Here is an 18059-nt window from a genome sequence, read left to right as displayed (position 1 = left end):
ACAAAGACGCGCTTCGATGACCGCCCGTCTTTCCCACCAAGCAATAGCCAGACGCGGAAAGCGGGCGTGGCAAGGGGAAGGCATAACAAAAACAACCAGCTAGGCGATGGGCGCTTGCGTTGGCAGGACACAGTCACTAATCTGGCCTTGCTCTAACGGGGTGCCTGCATCAACAGGCTGAGAGACTGGAACCAATCCAGTCAACCCGCGGAACCTGATCCGGTTTGTACCGGCGGAGGGATTAGATGCGGCTTCACAAGCCGGCGCACCTATCCTTTTGAAATTCAACTTTAGGAGGCGCCTATGCAGCCACTCGAATTTATGAAATTTGCCCTTGTTTCCAGCGCATTGGCATTTGGCCTTTCCAGCCCAGCAAATGCGGATGGCAAGCTGACAGTCTACACCTATGAAAGCTTTACCTCTGAATGGGGGCCAGGGCCAAAAGTCAAAGAAGCCTTTGAGAAGCAATGCACCTGTACTGTTGACTTTGTAGCAGTCGCCGATGGCGTTGCGCTGCTTAACCGTCTGAAGCTTGAAGGCGCATCGACAAAGGCGGATATTGTTCTCGGTCTGGATACGAACCTGACTTTTGAAGCTCAGCAAACCGGACTTTTTGCGCCGCATGGCATCGATACGACTGCTATCGACATTCCTGGCGGCTTCAAGGACAGCATTTTCGTTCCCTATGATTATGGCTACTTCGCTGTCATTTATGACACAGAGAAAGTCAAAGACGCACCGGTTAGTCTGAAGGATTTGGTTGAGGGCGATCCGAAGCAGAAGATCGTTATTGAAGATCCCCGCACGTCTACGCCGGGCCTTGGTCTCGTATTATGGATGAAATCAGTTTACGGCGACAAGGCCGGTGAAGCCTGGGCCAAACTCAAGGATCGCGTTTTAACCGTCACGCCCGGCTGGTCAGAAGCCTATGGGCTTTTTACCAAAGGTGAAGCGCCCATGGTGCTTTCCTATACTACGTCGCCCGCTTATCATCTGATCGCGGACAAAACCGATCGGTACAAGGCAGCATCCTTCGATGAAGGACATTACCTGCAGGTCGAGGTTGCAGCGCAAACTGTAAACGGAGCCAAGAACCCGCTTGCTGCGCAGTTTTTGACATTTGTTACCGGCACAGCATTTCAGGATACCATTCCCGAAAACAATTGGATGTATCCTGCAGCTAAAACCTCAAATCCGCTCAATCCAGCCTTTGACACATTGGTAAAGCCAGCAAAGACACTGACTTTCACATCTGAAGAAGTGGCGAAAAATCGCAAAGCCTGGATCGACGAGTGGCTTGAAGCCATGAGCAAGTAGCATAGATGGCCGCCTCTTCGATGAAACCCTTGGCGGGAGGTCTCGCTCTCGCCTTTCTGGGCATATTGGCGGGCGGCTCTCTCCTCAGTCTCGCCATTGAAGCTTTCCGTGGAAGCACGGAGGGCTTTGCTACTTTTGACAGCTACATTTGGCGGATTGCACGCTTCACAATCCTTCAAGCGCTCCTTTCCATGGTGCTTTCTGTCGGCTTTGCCATCCCACTTGCCCGTGCACTGCATGCACAGCAGAGCTTTCCGGGACGCGCAATGCTCCTGCGTCTGTTTGCCTTGCCTCTGGCGCTGCCAGCGCTCGTTGCCGTGCTCGGTGTCACCAGCATTTACGGACGAAACGGTTTGCTGGCTGCTATCCTCGGATGGCTGGGGCTTGATTTGGTTCCCGATATTTACGGGCTGACGGGCATTCTTCTCACCCATGTATTTTTCAATTTGCCATTGGCCACACGGCTCATTCTCTCAGGTCTGGATTCCATTCCCGAAGATTATTGGAAACTCTCCTCACAATTGGGGATGAGCAACTGGACACAGTTCAAATTAATCGAATGGCCGGTCATTTTACGCAGTATATCGGGTGTAGCTGGCTTGATCTTCATGCTGTGCATTACTTCATTCACCGTGGTGCTGACACTCGGCGGAGGGCCTCGCGCCACGACACTCGAAGTTGCAATATACCAGTCGCTTCATTTCGATTTTGATATAGCCAGAGCGGTGTCCCTGACGCTTCTTCAGCTTTGCCTGACAATTATCGTGCTCGGCCTTCTATCGCTCGCTGGGCGTCCGACAGAAGAAGGCTTCAGCTTGCGTACCACGACCCGCCGCTTCGACATGCCTTCATTGCCGCAAAGACTATGGAACATTGTTCTGATTATATCCGGTTTTCTGTTCGTCGCCTTGCCCATGGCAGGCACTGTCATTTCCGGCTTGTCGGCAGATATTACCCGTCTCCTGTCCGAAACGGCCGTCTGGCGCGCAATTGTCACCAGTCTTGTTCTTGGTGCAATCGCCGCCGCACTTTCACTAATAATTTCGCTTAGTCTTGTGATTGCGCGGGAGTTTTTGGCAACCCGGCGGCGCTACGCCAGAGCTGGAGTATTTGAGCGCTCGCTTGATCTTGGCGCGAGCTTGATCATAGTGGTGCCGCCTATCATCATTGGTGCGGGATGGTTCATTCTTTCCCGCCACTTTGTCGATCCATTCAGCCTCGCACCCTTCATGGTAATATGCGTCAATGCCGCTATGGCCATCCCTTTTGCGTTCCGGATTCTTCGACCGTCATGGGATACAGCGGCAAGCCGCCACAACAGACTGTGCGAGCAATTGGGCATTGCGGGTTGGAGCCGGCTCCGAATTATCGATTGGCCAATTTTAAAACATCCGCTCGGCATTGCCTTTGCGTTTGCCATGGCTTTGTCCCTCGGTGATCTCGGAACAATTGCCCTGTTTGGCAACGACACCGTTCTGACCCTGCCCTATTTGCTGTTGCAACGCATGGGAAGCTATCGTACCGCCGACGCCGCCGGGTTGGCACTAATTCTTGCTGCGCTGTGCCTCATTCTCATGATCATCGCCGATAGAGGCGCAATTCGACTGGCCAAAAGGGACAGCAGTGCAAATGGCTAAGCCCGCAAAGACAAATGGCGTCTCTGTTCGTCTCAACGCCGTGCGTTTCGACTATGGGGACATGGCAATGCACTTTGATGTGTCCATTCAAGCCTCCACAATAACCGCCGTCATCGGCCCGAGCGGATCGGGAAAATCGACGCTGCTTAATCTCATCGCCGGGTTCGAGAAGCCCGTTGGTGGCTCGGTACTAATCAATGAGGTTGACGTGACCAGTCTTCCGCCATCGCTCCGTCCAGTCTCCATGGTGTTTCAGGACAATAATCTTTTTTCCCATCTGGATGTGATGTCCAATGTCGGATTGGGCCGCCGTTCGGATTTGAGGCTTGATGAAGTCGACAAAGTGGAAATTCAGGCAGCGATTCGGAAAGTCGGGCTTGCCGGAAAAGAGGGAAGGAAGCCCGAGGCTCTTTCCGGGGGAGAACGTCAGCGCGTGGCAATCGCCCGCGCATTGGTGCGCAACCGTCCCGTATTGCTTCTGGATGAAGCTTTCGCTTCCCTTGGCCCTGCTTTGCGTCACGAAATGCTGGAACTTATTGAGAATCTTCAAAAAGAAACCGGAATGACAATTATCATGGTCACGCATCATCCCGACGACGCTTTGCGGCTGGCATCGACGCTGATCTTCGTTGATAATGGGCACATTGCTGCTTCCGGCCCGGCCAAGGATCTTCTGTCAGACGATGGCCATGCCCTGTTGCGAAATTACCTCGGTAGCAAAGAGTCTGGTCTTTGACATATTTTCGACGCCTTGCCCCGGTCAGGAAAACAATGAAATTCTTGCTCCGGGCCGCACATCGGGCTAGCAAGAACAAAGACATACGAGTCTCCTGGCGCTTAATACAAAAAGGATATGATTCTGGGTTCGCACACGTCTCCCTTGAATACAGGATGGTTTCAAGCAGCTAAGCAGGGCAGAAAGCCGGCGCAGCTCATGCTGATGCTTGCCTTTCTCTCAGGTTGCCAAGTGCTGAATATTAGCAAGGAAGATGCGGCGCTTGGCCCGTCATCGAACCCGGTCACGGTAGACAATGTTAATAAGAACGACCGGCTCGCCAAACTTAGCGCTGAGCAGCATCCCCGTATTCTCGCGACCTATGGCGGCGAGTATAAGGATGCAAAACTGGAGCGCATGGTCGCCAAAGTCGTTGGCAATCTGACAACGGTTTCGGACAACCCGACCCACACCTATCGCATAACGATTCTCAACTCGCCCAACATCAATGCCTTTGCCTTGCCGGGCGGGTATCTTTATGTCACCCGCGGCCTCCTCGCCCTCGCCAATGACAGCGCGGAGCTGTCCGCCGTGATTGCTCACGAAATGGGCCACGTAATCGCCAATCACGGTATAGAGCGCCAGCAGCGCGAACAGGAAGCCGTTATTGCCGGACGCGTCGTATCGGAAGTTCTGCAGGGCGACACCGCCGGACAGGAAGCCTTGATCCGCGGCAAGCTGCGGATGGCGCAGTTTTCACGCAATCAGGAACTTCAGGCCGACGCGATCGGCATCAAGATGATTGGCGAAGCGGGTTATGATCCATTTGCTGCGCCACGTTTCCTGCAATCCATGGCTTCCTATGCTGATTTCCGTAACGTGTCTGGCGCTACCGATGCCAGCCTCGATTTCCTTGCCAGCCACCCCTCGGCACCGCAGCGAATTGAACTTGCGCGTGGGCATGCCCGCCGTATCGGTGCCCCCGGCGTTGGCACGACCGACCGCGAATCGTTCCTGCAGGGTATAGACGGCATCCTATATGGCGATACGCCGGAAGAAGGCTATGTGCGGGGCCGCAATTTCGTCCATCCACTTCTGGGCGTGAGCTTCACTGTTCCTGAAGGCTTCACCATCGACAACAGCGCCGATGCCGTTATGGCGACGGGCCCGGGAGAAGTAGCCGTCCGGTTTGATGGGACACAAATATCCGGCAATCCGTCAATGACCGACTACATGCGCAGCGGCTGGGTGACCGGGCTTGTCGACGCCAGCGTTACCGCTACGACCTTTAACGGCATGCCTGCGGCCAGCGCCAAGGCAAAGGCCGATCGCTGGGAGTTTGATATTTTCGTGATCAATGCCGGTAATCGCATTTATCGCTTCCTGACTGCGGCTCCAGCAGGAAGCTCAGCGCTAATACCCGCCTCGCAAACGGTTGTTCAGAGCTTCAAGCTCCTGACGCCTGAAGAGAAAGCCGCCATAAAGCCTTTACGCATCCGCGTTGTGACAGTAAAGCCGGGCGATACTCTTTCATCACTTTCAAGTAAAATCCTGGGTACAGACCGCAAGCTTGACCTCTTTCGCCTGATCAACGCCATGCCGCCCGGCGGAACCGTATCCGTCGGCGACAAGGTGAAGCTTATCAGCGAATAATAAAAAGCCCGGCATCGCTGCCGGGCTGTATTTTGGCGAGAAAGACAGCTCTTATGCTGCCTCTTCCTGCTCGTCTTCAGCAACTACATCTGCTTCAACTTCTGCCTCAGCATCATCTGCCTTAGCACCGCGCTTAGGACCCTTAGCGAGATTTACCTCGATAAGACGGACAGCTTCGGTTTCTGACATCTTGTTGACGGCGGAAATTTCACGAGCCATGCGATCAAGTGCTGCCTCGTAAAGCTGGCGTTCTGAATAAGACTGTTCCGGCTGATTGTCGGCACGGAATAGATCACGCACAACTTCCGAAATCGAAATCAAATCGCCTGAATTGATTTTCGCATCATATTCCTGCGCGCGGCGAGACCACATGGTGCGCTTGATACGGGCCCGTCCCTGGACGACCTTCAATGCGCGCTCTACATAATCAGTTTCAGAAAGTTTCCGCATGCCGATGGCTGTTGCTTTGGCAACTGGCACTTTCAGACGCATCTTGTCTTTCTGGAAATCAATAACAAACAGTTCAAGCTTGTGGCCCGCAACTTCCTGTTCTTCAATATTGACAATTTGACCAACGCCGTGTGCCGGATATACAATAAATTCGCCCGTTTTAAATCCAATACGCTGGGCGGCTTTTTTCTGCGGAACTACTGTCATGCGCTTCATTACTCCCTGCTGCGCCCGGCAAAACGCACCGGTTAAACCAACCACTGGAAACCGGAACCCGGTTTGTCGGTCGTCAATAGTGTCGCGCAAAAGCAATCCGGACGGATCAGTTGGGCTGAATGACAAACAAGCATACCCTGAACTGTTGCGTCCGAAAAAAATCTAGCCAAGTGGTGATTTATACTTTAGCGCCACGAAATTGACGTCCAATGATCAACATATTTCAGCACCATAACATGAAAACCGCGTAGAATCAAATTTTTGCTGCAATTGCTCAAAAAATGGGGCTCAAAGCCTTGCTTATTGCACCAACTCCAGTTTAGCCAAGTCTGATTCCTGGGCTATTAATCGCCTTCGCCGGGCTCCGGAGAAAAGAATTTCTCGAATTTGCCCGCCACACCGTCCATTTCCTTGGCATCCGACGGGGCGTCGCCCTTTGTGGAGATATTGGGCCACTTCTCGGAATACTCGGCATTCAGCTGCAACCAGCTGTCCAAACCTGGCTCAGTGTCCGGCTTGATGGCTTCCGCTGGACATTCAGGTTCACAAACACCGCAGTCAATACATTCGTCCGGGTGAATGACGAGCATGTTTTCACCTTCATAAAAACAGTCGACCGGACAGACCTCAACGCAATCCATATATTTGCAGCGGATGCAATTGTCGGTCACAACATAAGTCATTTACTGGCTCCAGAAGACACCACGATCAGCGGGGTACAATCGTGAGGTAACGATTTGCTGCCAAACTGACAAGAGGTAAGAACAAGACTGCGGCACCAGAACGCGGGCGTTGGTTTACCGGCGAGCCTTTGATCGCATTGTTCGCATCTTCAACAAGCGCAAACAAGCAATTCATTCCCGGCGAATGGTGTATTATCGGTATAGTGTACTCTACTTAGGTCAAAACCGAGAAAATTTATTTCGATTAAACGTTGGCCACATTATGAGTTGGAATCATCGTTTTTGCCCTGCATCAAACGATCAACTTGCCGGCGCTCCCTTTTTGTTGGTCGGCCGCTGCCGGCATCACGCTTTGGCAAAGCGTCCAGACGGCTAATTTCTTTCGGCATGGGCGGCGGAGACAGATCCCTGTAGAGTTTCTTCGCCTCTTCAGCTGGCCCGCGCCTTTCTCCACCCGCAACAACTTCATAAACCAGGACACGACGGTCCAAGGAAATTGTCAGCACATCGCTTACTTTGACATTCTGCGATGGCTGATCAATTTTCACTTTGTTTAGACGGACATTCCCGCTGGATACCAGCTTGGCCGCAAGGGAGCGGGATTTTACCACCCGCGCAAAGAACAGCCATTTATCAATGCGCCGTCCTTTCTTTCCTTCGTTATCGGCCTCTGCCATCATTTTATTTTTTCATTTGTTCCTTCAAAGCGAGCAGCTTGGCAAAAGGCGAGTCCATGTCGATTTTAACTGGACGTTCCTCACGCTCGGGACGCTTGGTTGGAGCCTTATGTTGTCCCTGTGGTTTTCCGCCATGTTTCGCGCCATCCTGTTTAAAGCGCTCATTGCCTGCGGGCTTGCCTTTGCCCCGGAAATGTTCCTTGCGTTCACCACGTTCATTCTGCGGCGCAGCCGGGCGGTTGGGCTGGGCAGCTCTCTGCTCAGATTGGCCGTTTCGTGCTTGCCCACCGCGCTGATGATCGCGTTTCTCGTGATTTCCACGATTATTGCGATTATCGAAACGTGCCTGACGCCACAAGAGAATTGGCTTTGGTGCTTCTTCCGGCACCGCTGGCGTTGCTGTTTCAGCAGTCGGCTGGGATGGTTTGGCTACAGCTTGCACCACTGGCGCATTTGCAAACCCCGGACCAACCGGTTCTGCAGCAGGCACTGCAGTCTCTTTCGTTGGTGCAGCACTTGCGACCGCTTCTAGCTCCGCCAATTTGGCAGCAACAATCGAAGGTTCAACGGCTTCCTGACGATAGCCAAGATTTTTGAGGATCTCCTCCATATCATCGGCAGTTGCACCGAGGATCGACATCATGGCTGGGATTACCAGAAAGCGTGATCCGTCATAGGCGCCATCGGGACGAGTGCCCGTGCCGGGCTTCCAGGCCAGCGCAGGACGGATGAGATCCGCCAGACGTTCAAGGATGTCGATGCGGACAGCTCTGCGACCAAGCAATCTATATCCTGCCAGACGATAGAATGCGGGATCAAAGCTTGCATCGGTCACCACAGAGGTTCTGCCTGCGGACAATACCTGAACGACGTCGCCATACCCGGGACGGTCCTTGGCATCTTCTTTGAGCGCCCAGAGCAGCGTCAAGAGACCAGCGGGAGCCGGTTTAAGTAGAGCCGGCAAGAATACGTGATACGCCCCGAAGCGCACGCCGAGACGGCGCAGGGCTGCCCGGGAGTCCTGATCCAACCCGCGAACTTCTTCTGCAACATCGCGGCGCTGCAAAACACCGAAGTTTTCGACCAGCCGGAAGGCAAGACCTTTCGTGATTCCGACCAGCGCATCCGCATTGGCAAGATCAACAAGCGGCTTTAACACCGTGTCTATATGGTGGTTGAGAAAGCGATCAACCCGCGCGGCAACCTTGTCGCGAGCCGGGCCAGTGAGCTGCTCATCAGCCAGCAATACGGCGCGCGGCTTGAGCGCTTGCTCTCCGGATACAACGGAAGCAATAGTCGCACCGATCCAGCGCAGCGTCCCATCTGACGCCAAAGCAAAATCGCCATTGGCGGATGCCGAAAACCGCTCAGCGCGATTTTCGAACTCTGCCGCCAGCGCTTTTTGCGCTGCAGCTTTGATCGCCTTGGCGTCCGCTCCATCATCTTGAGCATCCGCAGTGAAACGGAACCCGTCTAATCGTCCAACATGGTGCCCCTCGACAACAACGTCCCCGGCAGGGCTAATTTCGGCTTCTAGCATTGTATTCTCTCTCAGGCGCCTCATAAGCACGCTTGTCCTGCGGTCTACGAAGCGTTTCGTCAACCGTTCATGCAGTGCATCGGATAATCTGTCCTCAATTTCACGCGTCTTTTCTTGCCAATGTGCCTGATCTGCCAGCCAACCGGGTCGATGAGACACAAATGTCCACGTTCTGATCTGGGCTATACGCCGCGAAAGAGCGTCGATATCGCCATCAATGGAATCAGCGCGCCGAACCTCTTCTGCCATATAATTTTCGTTCACATGACCTTTTTCAACAAGATCAGTATATACGGACGCAATGATGTCAGCGTGTTGCGCCGGTGCAATCTTGCGATAATCCGGCAAGGCGCAGGCGTCCCATAAAAGTGCTACACGTTCGGGCGCATTTGCGAGTGGAGCAATATCGGGATCACGCGAAAGAAACTCCAAAGCTTGCTGGTCAACCGCCGGAAGAGCTCTGGTCAGACCATCAATCGGTGCCGGAGTGTCAATGGAGCGCTTCAGCGCATCGAGGCTGGAATAGTCAAAACGAGCACTCCGCCACTGCAAAATCTTCACTGCATCGAAAGCATGGGATTCAACACGTTGAACAAGCGCTTCGGAGAAACCTGACACATGGCCCGTCACGCCAAATGTTCCGTCACGCAAATGGCGCCCGGCTCGCCCGGCTATCTGACCGATTTCTGCCGGTGAAAGATCGCGGAACTGATATCCATCAAATTTCCGGTCCTGTGCAAACGCAACGTGGTCCACGTCGAGATTGAGCCCCATGCCAATGGCATCGGTTGCCACCAGATAGTCCACATCCCCGGACTGATAAAGCTCCACCTGCTTGTTTCTCGTTCGTGGGCTTAGCGTTCCCATGACCACCGCAGCGCCACCATTCTGCCGCCGGATCAATTCCGCGATTGAATAGACTTCTTCCGCCGCGAAAGCCACAATCGCCGTGCGCGGTGGCAGGCGGGTAATCTTTTTCGAACCGGAATAGGCGAGATTGGACAATCTTGGCCGTGTAACCACGGATATGCCCGGCAAAAGCTTCTCTAGAATGCCACGCATCGTTGCAGCGCCCAGGAGGATTGTTTCCTGACGCCCGCGGAGATGCAGAATGCGATCCGTGAAAATGTGGCCACGCTCAAGATCGTTGGCAAGCTGAACTTCGTCAATGGCAACAAAATCCATATCCGTATGGCGCGGCATGGCCTCTACGGTGCAAACTGAATAACGGGCGCCAGGCGGACTGATTTTTTCTTCGCCGGTAATCAGCGCGACATTGGCAATGCCTGCTCGCTCCACGACACGATTATAAACCTCGCGCGCCAAAAGCCGCAGCGGCAAACCGATCATACCGGATCGGTGCGCGAGCAGGCGCTCAATCGCAAGATGAGTCTTGCCAGTGTTTGTGGGCCCCAAAACTGCCGTAACATCGCGGCCAGTCAGTGTGAGAGGCAGTTCGGTCTTGGGCATAAGGTTCATCAACTACAATCCAGTACCGCCCAAATGAGCAAACCAAAGTTTGGCGTTCATCCAAACAGCATTCTCAGCATCTACAGAACGTAAGTGGCTCAATCCAGATAAACAATCATTAATCGATTCACGGAATATACCGTTAAGAAATAGAACGCGAGCAGAACGAATCGGCTACGAATCAGCTTTAGGCTCATATTCCCGATTTGTTCACGGCGATATATAGATTTTTTCCAAGCATAATCACTACATGCTGAATCACTCAACTTGTTGGAGGCCCACATCGCGCAAAAAAATTAACTTTTGCGCATCGCCGCGAATTATCAGTTTTTACCAAGAGTCAAGCACCTCTGCCGACTGTATTCTCCAGCCGGCAGAGCGCCTGCAGTAAAAACGGTCTTAGCTCAGATATTGTCCGCCATTGGCTGAGAGCGTTGAGCCGGTTATGAAACCGGATTCGTCTGAGGCCAGGAAAACAACACAGCGCGCCACCTCTTCAGGCTCGCCAAGACGACCGACCGGAATCTGCGGGATGATGCGCTCGTTTAAAACCTTTTCATCAATTGCACGCACCATTTCCGTTCCGATGTAACCGGGACAGATCGCATTGACAGTAATGCCAGCCCGTGCACCCTCTTGTGCCAGTGCCTTTGTAAATCCTATATCGCCCGCCTTGGCAGCCGAATAATTGACCTGTCCAGCCTGACCCTTTTGCCCGTTGATCGACGATATGTTGATGATGCGTCCAAATTTGCGGTCTCTCATCCCCGTCCAGAGCGGATGAGTCATATTAAACAGGCCATTCAGATTGGTATTGATGACATCCGTCCACTGCCCTGGTGTGAGCTTGTGAAACATAGCGTCGCGCGTGATACCGGCGTTATTTACGAGCACCGAAATGGGTCCCAGATCGGCCTCCACCTTGGCAATACCGGCTGTACATTCTTCGTAACTCGACACATCCCATTTATAGGTCGCTATACCGGTTTCATCACTGAATTTTTTTGCCGCTTCATCATTGCTTGCATAGCTTGCTGCGACTTTGTAGCCTGCATCTTTCAAAGCGATGCTGATTGCAGCACCAATACCGCGCGTACCACCGGTTACGATAGCTGTTTTTGTCATGTTTCCCCTCCCTGAAATAATCTCTCGTAAATGCAGTCAATAAATCACAAGTGTGAAGTGCACGACGCACCGCAGAAACGCCGACCCCGCTAAGCGCAGAGCCGGCAAAATTTGGTTTATTCCTTGATGCGTTCGACGCAGAGAGCGACGCCCATACCGCCGCCAATGCAAAGTGTGGCAAGACCCTTGGTCCCGTTGCGCCGCTTCAATTCAAAAAGCAATGTATTCAACACACGCGCACCGGAGGCACCAATTGGATGGCCTATAGCGATCGCCCCACCATTGACGTTGACGATATCCGGGTTGAAACCCAGATCCTTATTGACCGCGCAGGCTTGGGCCGCAAAGGCTTCGTTTGCTTCTACAAGATCAAGGTCTTCTGCCTTCCAGCCAGCCTTTTCCAGTGCTTTGCGTGAGGCCGGAATTGGCCCTGTTCCCATAATGGCCGGATCAACACCTGCCGTTGCCCAAGAAACAATGCGCGCCAATGGCGTGATGCCACGGCGCTTTGCCTCGTCCTCGCTCATGAGGACAACAGCCGCGGCACCATCATTCAGCCCCGATGCATTACCGGCGGTGACTGTTCCCTCTTTATCGAAGGCCGGGCGCAGCTTCGACAGCGACTCCAGCGTTGCGCCGTGACGAATATACTCATCATCGGCAACGACCACATCGCCCTTGCGGGTCTTGATGGTGAAGGGCACGATTTCATCCTTGAATCGTCCGGCTTTTTGCGCAGCCTCAGCCTTGTGTTGAGAGGCCAAGGCGAAATTATCCTGCTCCTCCCGCGTCAACTGCCATTTCCGGGCGATGTTTTCCGCAGTAATGCCCATGTGATAGCCATGAAACGCGTCAGTCAAACCGTCCTTGATCATGGTGTCGATCATCTTGAAGTCGCCCATTTTGACGCCTCCGCGCAAATGGGCGCAATGGGGCGCCATCGACATGGATTCCTGTCCGCCAGCGACAATGATGTTGGCATCGCCGGTGGCGATTTGCTGCATGCCCAAGGCGACAGCCCGCAAACCGGAGCCACAAAGCTGGTTCAACCCCCAAGCTGTAGCCTCCTGCGGGATTCCTGCTTCCATCGCGGCCTGCCGCGCCGGATTTTGCCCTTCGCCCGCGCCAAGAACCTGACCCATGATCACTTCATCCACGTCTGCACCATCAACCCCAGCGCGGCTGAGCACCTCTTTGATAACCGCTGCCCCCAGCTCATGCGCGGGCACATTGGCAAATGCACCATTGAAAGAGCCTACCGGGGTGCGCGCTGCACTGGCGATAACGATGGATTGGGTCATAAACGTTTCCTCATTTTTTAATGCTCAATTCAAAATACTTCTGCCGAACAGAATTCCCTCCCTTCGTACATTTGACAAGGCCCAATCCAGCTAGAAGTAGATTTATCCTTCCCGCAGTGCAGCATAAGTTTGGGTGTAACCGGTTGTATGCAGTGCACAAAACACTTTGAAATGATGCGCTTTGCCCCTATCCTTTATTTCTACCGTCAAGCTGGCGCGTGAGTTCGGCAATGGGATATGCTTGGGGAGTTAAGTAATGGCAGCGAAGACCGGCGAAATCATCATCAAGAAATACGCTAATCGACGTCTCTACAACACCGGCACAAGCACTTACGTGACGCTTGAGGACCTGGCTGGCATGGTTAAGCGTAATGAGGATTTCACGGTGCAAGACGCCAAGACAGGTGAGGACATTACTCATTCCGTCCTGACCCAGATCATTTTTGAATTGGAAAACAAGGATGGGCAGAACATGCTTCCCATCCCTTTTCTTCGCCAGCTGATTGCATACTACGGCGACCAGATGCAGGTCGTACTTCCAACTTTCCTCGAACAATCCATGTCTGCCTTTGCCAAGGAACAGGAGCGCATGCGGGAACAGCTGACAACCGCTTTTGGCAAGTCGCCGATTGATATGATGAATGTCAGCACGCCGATTAAACTGGTCGAGGAGCAGGTGCGCCGGAACACTGAGATGCTGCAGCACGCGATGAAGATGTTCACCCCGTTTCCGCTCAACAAGTCCACGAATGCGGTTGAGGCGGACGAAAGTTCCGCCACTGAGAAACCGGCCGATACATCCGGGTTGAATGAACTAAAAGAGCAGATCGCAGCGATGCAGCGCAAACTGGATTCTCTCGACAAATAATTTTCAAAGCACGTGCGGGAGGAAGAATGACCGGGTCAGCCAAAGCAACCGTTTTCATCGATAATGAAAAAGTCATTGTAACCGAATATCGGTTTGACATTGGGGATAATACCGGCTGGCATCGTCATGGCCATGACTACGTTGTCGTGCCATTGATGGACGGAAAAGTGAAACTCCTCACCAAAGACGGAGAATCAATAGCCGAGATGAAGAAGGGCGTTCCCTATTTTCGATCCGAGGGCGTGGAACACGATGTTGTAAACGCCAATGAAGGCGAATACGCCTTCATTGAAATAGAGCTGAAGTAGCCGCTTCTAGCGAAAATTCACGTCGCGGCCCGCTGACCGAAGAGATACGGTGAAGCCCGCAAGAATATCAAAAAACGCCATCGCCATAAGAATGAAGAAGAGTGAGTGCGAAGCGCTTGGCACGAGCAAAAACTCTACGAGAAACGCCACAAACACAAATGTAGAGAGCAGATGATCGACAACTGAGGCATTGCTCGTGCGCGTTGACTTCATGATCTCAAAGAACAGAAGCGCGAGCGACAAAACGATCATCAGGTCGCCGAGCGTCATGACCCAATTGCCACCTGACAGCATCTGCATTGAATAAAGCTGGGTAGCCCAAGGATCAGCGCCACCAATGCCAGCCAATCCGGCAATAACCAGATTGAAAACAATGAGCGGCACGATCATCAACGGTATATTTGAAATCACGAAGCAATCTCCCACAAAAGCCGCTGGCCCCAAAATAAAAGGACCGGCACATGGCCGGTCCTTTTAGCATGCTTTCGAAGGAAAGATCAGCCTTCTTTAGGCGTCAAAACCTGACGGCCACGATACATGCCGGTCTTTAGATCGACGTGATGCGGGCGACGCAGTTCGCCTGAATTCTTGTCTTCGACGTAAGTCGGTGCCTTCAACGCGTCAGCGGAACGGCGCATGCCGCGCTTCGACGGAGAAGTTTTTCGTTTAGGTACAGCCATTGTTCCAGCTCCAGTAATCAGTCAAAATCCGGCACTGGCCCAACTGAGCCTGTCACAATGGACAAAAATCCGGAAAGTTCGGCTGGGCTATACACCGCCAAAGAGCTTTTGACCAGCATGAGTCTCATATTTTTTGTCATGAAGCTGTTAAACGAGGCATTTGACCGCTATTGACGCCTAACCGATGCATCCGACATAGGCTCCTGCGGCCCGCGCGCGCCGCTCATTCACCCTTGCCAGCATTTGCAAGCCACGGCCAGGTTTAGCCGGGTTTCGCATAATAGGATTAGGAAGCGTGACCGCGAGATAGGCGGCCTGACGTGCAGATAGTTTTGCGGCGCTGGTATTGAAATGGTGCTGTGCCGCAGCCTCTATTCCGTAAATCCCCGGCCCCCACTCTGCAATATTGAGGTAAATCTCCATCAAGCGCCGTTTAGGCAGTATCAGATCTGTCATGACTGCCAGCGGAACTTCCAGCCCTTTGCGAATAAATGAGCGGCTGTTCCACAAGAACAGGTTTTTCGCAGTTTGCATTGGAATGGTCGAAGCGCCTCGCGTTTGCTCCCCATCGATTGTATCGGACACGACCGAATTTAATGCGTCCCAATCAACACCGGCATGCGAGCAGAACTTGGCATCCTCGGACATCATAACTGAATTGACGAGGGTTGGCGATATATCGTCAATGGAAACCCACTGACGGTCATAACCGGAGAACGTCACGAGGTCTTTGACCATCAAGGTGGAAATCGGATGGACAAAGGGCAATCTGTACAAACACAGCAGAATTAAAGGCAGCATCACCAATACAATGCCGATCAGAATCACATAGCGCATGATGCGCCCTAAAGGCGAGCGTCCCGGATCGACAAGATATCCCCTGCCCCGCTTGTTTCTGACCAAAACCCTTGCCACGTAGACCTTCCGCTTGAATTGCCACCACGGACATAGAGCATCGGGAAGAAGAAGGGAATTCTTTCTGCAAGAATCTGCATAGCATTTGCCAATTGAGCAGAAAATTTATCTCATGCTTGACCAAAAGACCATTTATTGGTCATTGGGCAACCATGCACGATAATGATTTCTCACTTTTTCAGCTAAGTTTGCAGCAACGGGCAGCATCTGTGGAGATGTTGCTGTCAGAGCTCTTATCCGACCGTCCGCAGAGCGGTGAGATTACGCGCCCACCAAGATTGCTCGCGGCAATGAGACATGGGGTTCTCAACGGCGGAAAACGGCTTCGGCCTTTTCTGGTCATGGAAAGCGCAGCATTGTTTGGCGCCGACAATTCGGCGGCTTTGCGGGTTGCAGGAGCGCTGGAATGCATCCACAGCTATTCGCTCGTTCACGACGATCTGCCTGCTATGGACAATGATGATTTGCGCCGGGGACAGCCCACTGTTCATCGTAAATTTGATGAAGCCGCAGCGATACTTGCCGGTGACAGCCTTCTGACTTATGCCTTTGAACTCGTCGCAAGCGAGGCAACCGAAATCAGCGCTCAGGCGCGCCTCTCGCTCATAACAGAGCTGGCGCGTTCCGCAGGAATTGGCGGCATGACAGGCGGTCAGACGCTTGATTTGGAAGCTGAAAAAGTGAAGCCTGATGAGCAGGGTATCATTCGGCTTCAAGCAATGAAAACCGGAGCCCTTATCAGGTTTGCGTGTGAAGCTGGTGCCATTATTGGCAATGCTGACCAGCGCGAGCGCGAACGCCTTGCCGAATATGGCTCTGCTATCGGCCTGGCATTCCAACTTGCCGACGACCTGCTGGACGTGACTTCAGATGCTGGCAATATGGGTAAGGCGACAGGGAAGGATGTGGCAGCCGGCAAAGCCACACTTGTTTCCATTCATGGGATCGAATGGACGAAGCGCCAGCTATCAGGTCTTGTCGAGCAAGCGCAGCTTTTGCTTGAACCTTTCGGCGAGAAGGCCGGGCTTTTAAAGGAAGCAGCGCGCTTTATTGCCGAGCGGAAGAACTAGCAGCCTTGCTATTCGGCGGCCTGGCTGCCCTGTCCAAATCGATTTTCGATATAATCTGCAACCATTTTCTGGAATTCTTGAGCGATGCCTGCACCACGTAGTGTCGCAACTTTCTTGCCATCGACAAACACTGGTGCGGATGGTGTTTCACCGGTTCCGGGCAACGATATTCCAATATCAGCCATTTTGGATTCGCCAGGACCATTGACGATGCAGCCCATGACGGCCACATTCAAAGCTTCAACGCCGGGATATTTCTCGCGCCAGATCGGCATGTTTGTCCGGATATCGCTTTGAATAGACTGCGCCAGCTCCTGAAATACTGTTGACGTTGTGCGGCCGCAGCCGGGACAGGCAGCAACGATGGGAATAAACTGACGAAAGCCCATGGTTTGCAGCAGTTCCTGCGCCACCTGTACTTCCCGCGTACGGTCTCCGCCAGGCTCGGGTGTCAATGAAATGCGTATCGTATCGCCAATACCCTGCTGCAAGAGAATGCCCATGGCGGCTGATGAAGCCACTATGCCCTTTGTTCCCATGCCAGCTTCAGTTAGCCCCAAATGCAATGCATGGTCACATCGGCGTGCCAGCTCAGCGTAGACAGCAATCAAATCCTGGACTTGGCTCACCTTCGCCGAAAGAATGATCTTTGAGCGCGGCAAACCAATTTCTTCCGCCAATTGCGATGAGATCAAGGCAGACTGGACAATCGCCTCGCGCACAACGGCTTCGGCTGTCAGCGGCGAACCTGCCTCACTGTTTTTATCCATCAGGACTGTGAGCAGTTCCTGATCGAGCGATCCCCAATTAACGCCAATACGCACAGGCTTGTCATAGCGGACTGCCATTTCGATAATGGCACCGAATTGCGCATCTTTCTTATCTTTAAAGCCCACATTTCCGGGATTGATCCGGTATTTTGCCAATGCTTCGGCACACGCCGGATGATCGGCCAGTAATTTATGCCCGATATAATGAAAATCCCCGACAAGTGGCACATTCAAGCCAAGCCGATCGAGTCTCTCCCGAATACGTGGAACAGCCGCAGCGGATTCATCACGATCTACCGTAATGCGCACAATCTGCGAACCCGCACGTGATAGCGCGGCAACCTGTGCAACAGTTCCATCCACATCCGCTGTATCGGTGTTTGTCATGGACTGAACGACAACCGGGGCACCGCCGCCAACCATAACGCCGCCCACATCGACACCAATCGACGAGCGCCGGGCAAAAGGTTGCGAAATATAGTCGGACATCATCAAGCTCCAAAGATGCTGTTCAGGTGGCGCAGACACGGCCATTTGTCAACACCAAGCAACATTAGCCTATTGCCCCAATGGCTGGCAAAAAAACCGCATGACAAAGTGTTCATGATCGCAATCTAGTAATTTTGCTGCAATGCAATATATTCCCCGCACGGGTCGCAGAAAC

17 protein-coding genes and 1 riboswitch are annotated in these 18059 nt (G+C 53.0%); of the genes, 7 read left to right on the top strand and 10 right to left on the bottom strand.

From position 1 onward, the window contains the following. Positions 1 to 146: 146 nt before the first annotated feature. Positions 147 to 258, top strand: a riboswitch (TPP riboswitch). A gap of 45 nt (positions 259 to 303) precedes the next feature. From thiB to ACTJI9_RS13015, 4 genes are all read left to right on the top strand, one after another. Further along, positions 304 to 1317 carry a thiamine ABC transporter substrate binding subunit gene (gene thiB / locus ACTJI9_RS13030; protein WP_440808454.1) on the top strand — a complete coding sequence of 338 codons (1014 nt, stop codon included), beginning with the start codon at positions 304 to 306 and terminating at the stop codon, positions 1315 to 1317. Positions 1318 to 1322: 5 nt separating this feature from the next. Next, positions 1323 to 2954 carry a thiamine/thiamine pyrophosphate ABC transporter permease gene (gene thiP / locus ACTJI9_RS13025; protein WP_440808453.1) on the top strand — a complete coding sequence of 544 codons (1632 nt, stop codon included), beginning with the start codon at positions 1323 to 1325 and terminating at the stop codon, positions 2952 to 2954. Then, positions 2947 to 3690, top strand: coding sequence for a thiamine ABC transporter ATP-binding protein (gene thiQ, locus ACTJI9_RS13020; protein WP_440808451.1), 744 nt, complete (start codon positions 2947 to 2949; stop codon positions 3688 to 3690). Before thiP ends, thiQ begins: the two co-directional genes overlap by 8 nt. A gap of 198 nt (positions 3691 to 3888) precedes the next feature. Next, entirely contained in the window at positions 3889 to 5322 is a 1434-nt protein-coding gene (locus tag ACTJI9_RS13015) for a M48 family metalloprotease (protein ID WP_307280939.1), read from the top strand. Between the two features lie 51 nt (positions 5323 to 5373). On the opposite strand, the gene ACTJI9_RS13010 is transcribed toward ACTJI9_RS13015, so the two are convergent. From ACTJI9_RS13010 to ACTJI9_RS12985, 6 genes are all read right to left on the bottom strand, one after another. Next, positions 5374 to 5988, bottom strand: a complete 615-nt coding sequence (locus tag ACTJI9_RS13010) for a CarD family transcriptional regulator (protein WP_336440439.1) — start codon at positions 5986 to 5988, stop codon at positions 5374 to 5376. Between the two features lie 344 nt (positions 5989 to 6332). Then, on the bottom strand, positions 6333 to 6671 hold the full coding sequence (gene fdxA, locus ACTJI9_RS13005; RefSeq protein ID WP_115054282.1) for a ferredoxin FdxA: 339 nt from the start codon (positions 6669 to 6671) through the stop codon (positions 6333 to 6335). Between the two features lie 260 nt (positions 6672 to 6931). Beyond that, on the bottom strand, positions 6932 to 7348 hold the full coding sequence (locus tag ACTJI9_RS13000) for an RNA-binding S4 domain-containing protein (RefSeq protein ID WP_115054759.1): 417 nt from the start codon (positions 7346 to 7348) through the stop codon (positions 6932 to 6934). A gap of 4 nt (positions 7349 to 7352) precedes the next feature. Next, entirely contained in the window at positions 7353 to 10367 is a 3015-nt protein-coding gene (locus ACTJI9_RS12995; RefSeq protein WP_440808448.1) for a helicase-related protein, read from the bottom strand. Positions 10368 to 10757: 390 nt separating this feature from the next. Further along, positions 10758 to 11483 (bottom strand): beta-ketoacyl-ACP reductase, encoded by a 726-nt coding sequence (locus ACTJI9_RS12990; protein WP_440808446.1) that lies wholly within the window; start codon positions 11481 to 11483, stop codon positions 10758 to 10760. A 116-nt stretch (positions 11484 to 11599) separates the two neighbouring features. Further along, entirely contained in the window at positions 11600 to 12784 is a 1185-nt protein-coding gene (locus ACTJI9_RS12985) for an acetyl-CoA C-acetyltransferase (RefSeq protein WP_115054285.1), read from the bottom strand. 256 nt (positions 12785 to 13040) lie between these two features. Here ACTJI9_RS12985 and phaR point away from each other — a divergent pair, with 256 nt between their 5' ends. Together phaR and ACTJI9_RS12975 are read left to right on the top strand one after the other, a co-directional pair. Continuing rightward, entirely contained in the window at positions 13041 to 13652 is a 612-nt protein-coding gene (gene phaR, locus ACTJI9_RS12980; protein WP_337354249.1) for a polyhydroxyalkanoate synthesis repressor PhaR, read from the top strand. Between the two features lie 26 nt (positions 13653 to 13678). Next, the gene (locus ACTJI9_RS12975) at positions 13679 to 13960 is read left to right on the top strand and encodes a cupin domain-containing protein (RefSeq protein WP_336440437.1); all 282 of its coding nucleotides are present in this window, start codon (positions 13679 to 13681) and stop codon (positions 13958 to 13960) included. 6 nt (positions 13961 to 13966) lie between these two features. Here the strand turns inward: ACTJI9_RS12975 and ACTJI9_RS12970 are convergent, their stop codons facing one another. The 3 genes from ACTJI9_RS12970 to mtgA form a co-directional block, all read right to left on the bottom strand. After that, on the bottom strand, positions 13967 to 14371 hold the full coding sequence (locus tag ACTJI9_RS12970) for a hypothetical protein (protein ID WP_115054288.1): 405 nt from the start codon (positions 14369 to 14371) through the stop codon (positions 13967 to 13969). Between the two features lie 86 nt (positions 14372 to 14457). Then, positions 14458 to 14640 (bottom strand): 50S ribosomal protein L32, encoded by a 183-nt coding sequence (gene rpmF, locus ACTJI9_RS12965; protein ID WP_008121851.1) that lies wholly within the window; start codon positions 14638 to 14640, stop codon positions 14458 to 14460. A gap of 177 nt (positions 14641 to 14817) precedes the next feature. After that, positions 14818 to 15477 (bottom strand): monofunctional biosynthetic peptidoglycan transglycosylase, encoded by a 660-nt coding sequence (gene mtgA / locus ACTJI9_RS12960; protein ID WP_162802612.1) that lies wholly within the window; start codon positions 15475 to 15477, stop codon positions 14818 to 14820. Positions 15478 to 15707: 230 nt separating this feature from the next. On the opposite strand from mtgA, the gene ACTJI9_RS12955 reads away from it, so the two are divergent. After that, positions 15708 to 16625: a polyprenyl synthetase family protein gene (locus ACTJI9_RS12955; RefSeq protein WP_440808441.1), complete on the top strand. Its 918-nt coding sequence runs from the start codon at positions 15708 to 15710 to the stop codon at positions 16623 to 16625. A gap of 8 nt (positions 16626 to 16633) precedes the next feature. Here ACTJI9_RS12955 and ispG read toward each other — a convergent pair whose 3' ends face one another. Next, the gene (gene ispG, locus ACTJI9_RS12950; protein WP_163025355.1) at positions 16634 to 17884 is read right to left on the bottom strand and encodes a flavodoxin-dependent (E)-4-hydroxy-3-methylbut-2-enyl-diphosphate synthase; all 1251 of its coding nucleotides are present in this window, start codon (positions 17882 to 17884) and stop codon (positions 16634 to 16636) included. Positions 17885 to 18059 lie beyond the last annotated feature (175 nt).

This window comes from Phyllobacterium sp. 22552 (assembly GCF_052044585.1).
Classification (GTDB): Bacteria; Pseudomonadota; Alphaproteobacteria; order Rhizobiales; family Rhizobiaceae; genus Phyllobacterium; species Phyllobacterium ifriqiyense.
This window is presented reverse-complemented; position numbering and strand designations above follow the sequence as displayed.

What these genes read in the sequence shown, in the direction of transcription:
- thiB (WP_440808454.1), top strand. Translation starts at nt 304, where the DNA reads ATGCAGCCACTCGAATTTATGAAATTTGCCCTTGTTTCCAGCGCATTG.
- thiP (WP_440808453.1), top strand. Translation starts at nt 1,323, where the DNA reads ATGGCCGCCTCTTCGATGAAACCCTTGGCGGGAGGTCTCGCTCTCGCC.
- thiQ (WP_440808451.1), top strand. Translation starts at nt 2,947, where the DNA reads ATGGCTAAGCCCGCAAAGACAAATGGCGTCTCTGTTCGTCTCAACGCC.
- ACTJI9_RS13015 (WP_307280939.1), top strand. Translation starts at nt 3,889, where the DNA reads ATGCTGATGCTTGCCTTTCTCTCAGGTTGCCAAGTGCTGAATATTAGC.
- ACTJI9_RS13010 (WP_336440439.1), bottom strand. Translation starts at nt 5,988, where the DNA reads ATGAAGCGCATGACAGTAGTTCCGCAGAAAAAAGCCGCCCAGCGTATT.
- fdxA (WP_115054282.1), bottom strand. Translation starts at nt 6,671, where the DNA reads ATGACTTATGTTGTGACCGACAATTGCATCCGCTGCAAATATATGGAT.
- ACTJI9_RS13000 (WP_115054759.1), bottom strand. Translation starts at nt 7,348, where the DNA reads ATGGCAGAGGCCGATAACGAAGGAAAGAAAGGACGGCGCATTGATAAA.
- ACTJI9_RS12995 (WP_440808448.1), bottom strand. Translation starts at nt 10,367, where the DNA reads ATGAACCTTATGCCCAAGACCGAACTGCCTCTCACACTGACTGGCCGC.
- ACTJI9_RS12990 (WP_440808446.1), bottom strand. Translation starts at nt 11,483, where the DNA reads ATGACAAAAACAGCTATCGTAACCGGTGGTACGCGCGGTATTGGTGCT.
- ACTJI9_RS12985 (WP_115054285.1), bottom strand. Translation starts at nt 12,784, where the DNA reads ATGACCCAATCCATCGTTATCGCCAGTGCAGCGCGCACCCCGGTAGGC.
- phaR (WP_337354249.1), top strand. Translation starts at nt 13,041, where the DNA reads ATGGCAGCGAAGACCGGCGAAATCATCATCAAGAAATACGCTAATCGA.
- ACTJI9_RS12975 (WP_336440437.1), top strand. Translation starts at nt 13,679, where the DNA reads ATGACCGGGTCAGCCAAAGCAACCGTTTTCATCGATAATGAAAAAGTC.
- rpmF (WP_008121851.1), bottom strand. Translation starts at nt 14,640, where the DNA reads ATGGCTGTACCTAAACGAAAAACTTCTCCGTCGAAGCGCGGCATGCGC.
- mtgA (WP_162802612.1), bottom strand. Translation starts at nt 15,477, where the DNA reads ATGCGCTATGTGATTCTGATCGGCATTGTATTGGTGATGCTGCCTTTA.
- ACTJI9_RS12955 (WP_440808441.1), top strand. Translation starts at nt 15,708, where the DNA reads ATGCACGATAATGATTTCTCACTTTTTCAGCTAAGTTTGCAGCAACGG.
- ispG (WP_163025355.1), bottom strand. Translation starts at nt 17,884, where the DNA reads ATGTCCGACTATATTTCGCAACCTTTTGCCCGGCGCTCGTCGATTGGT.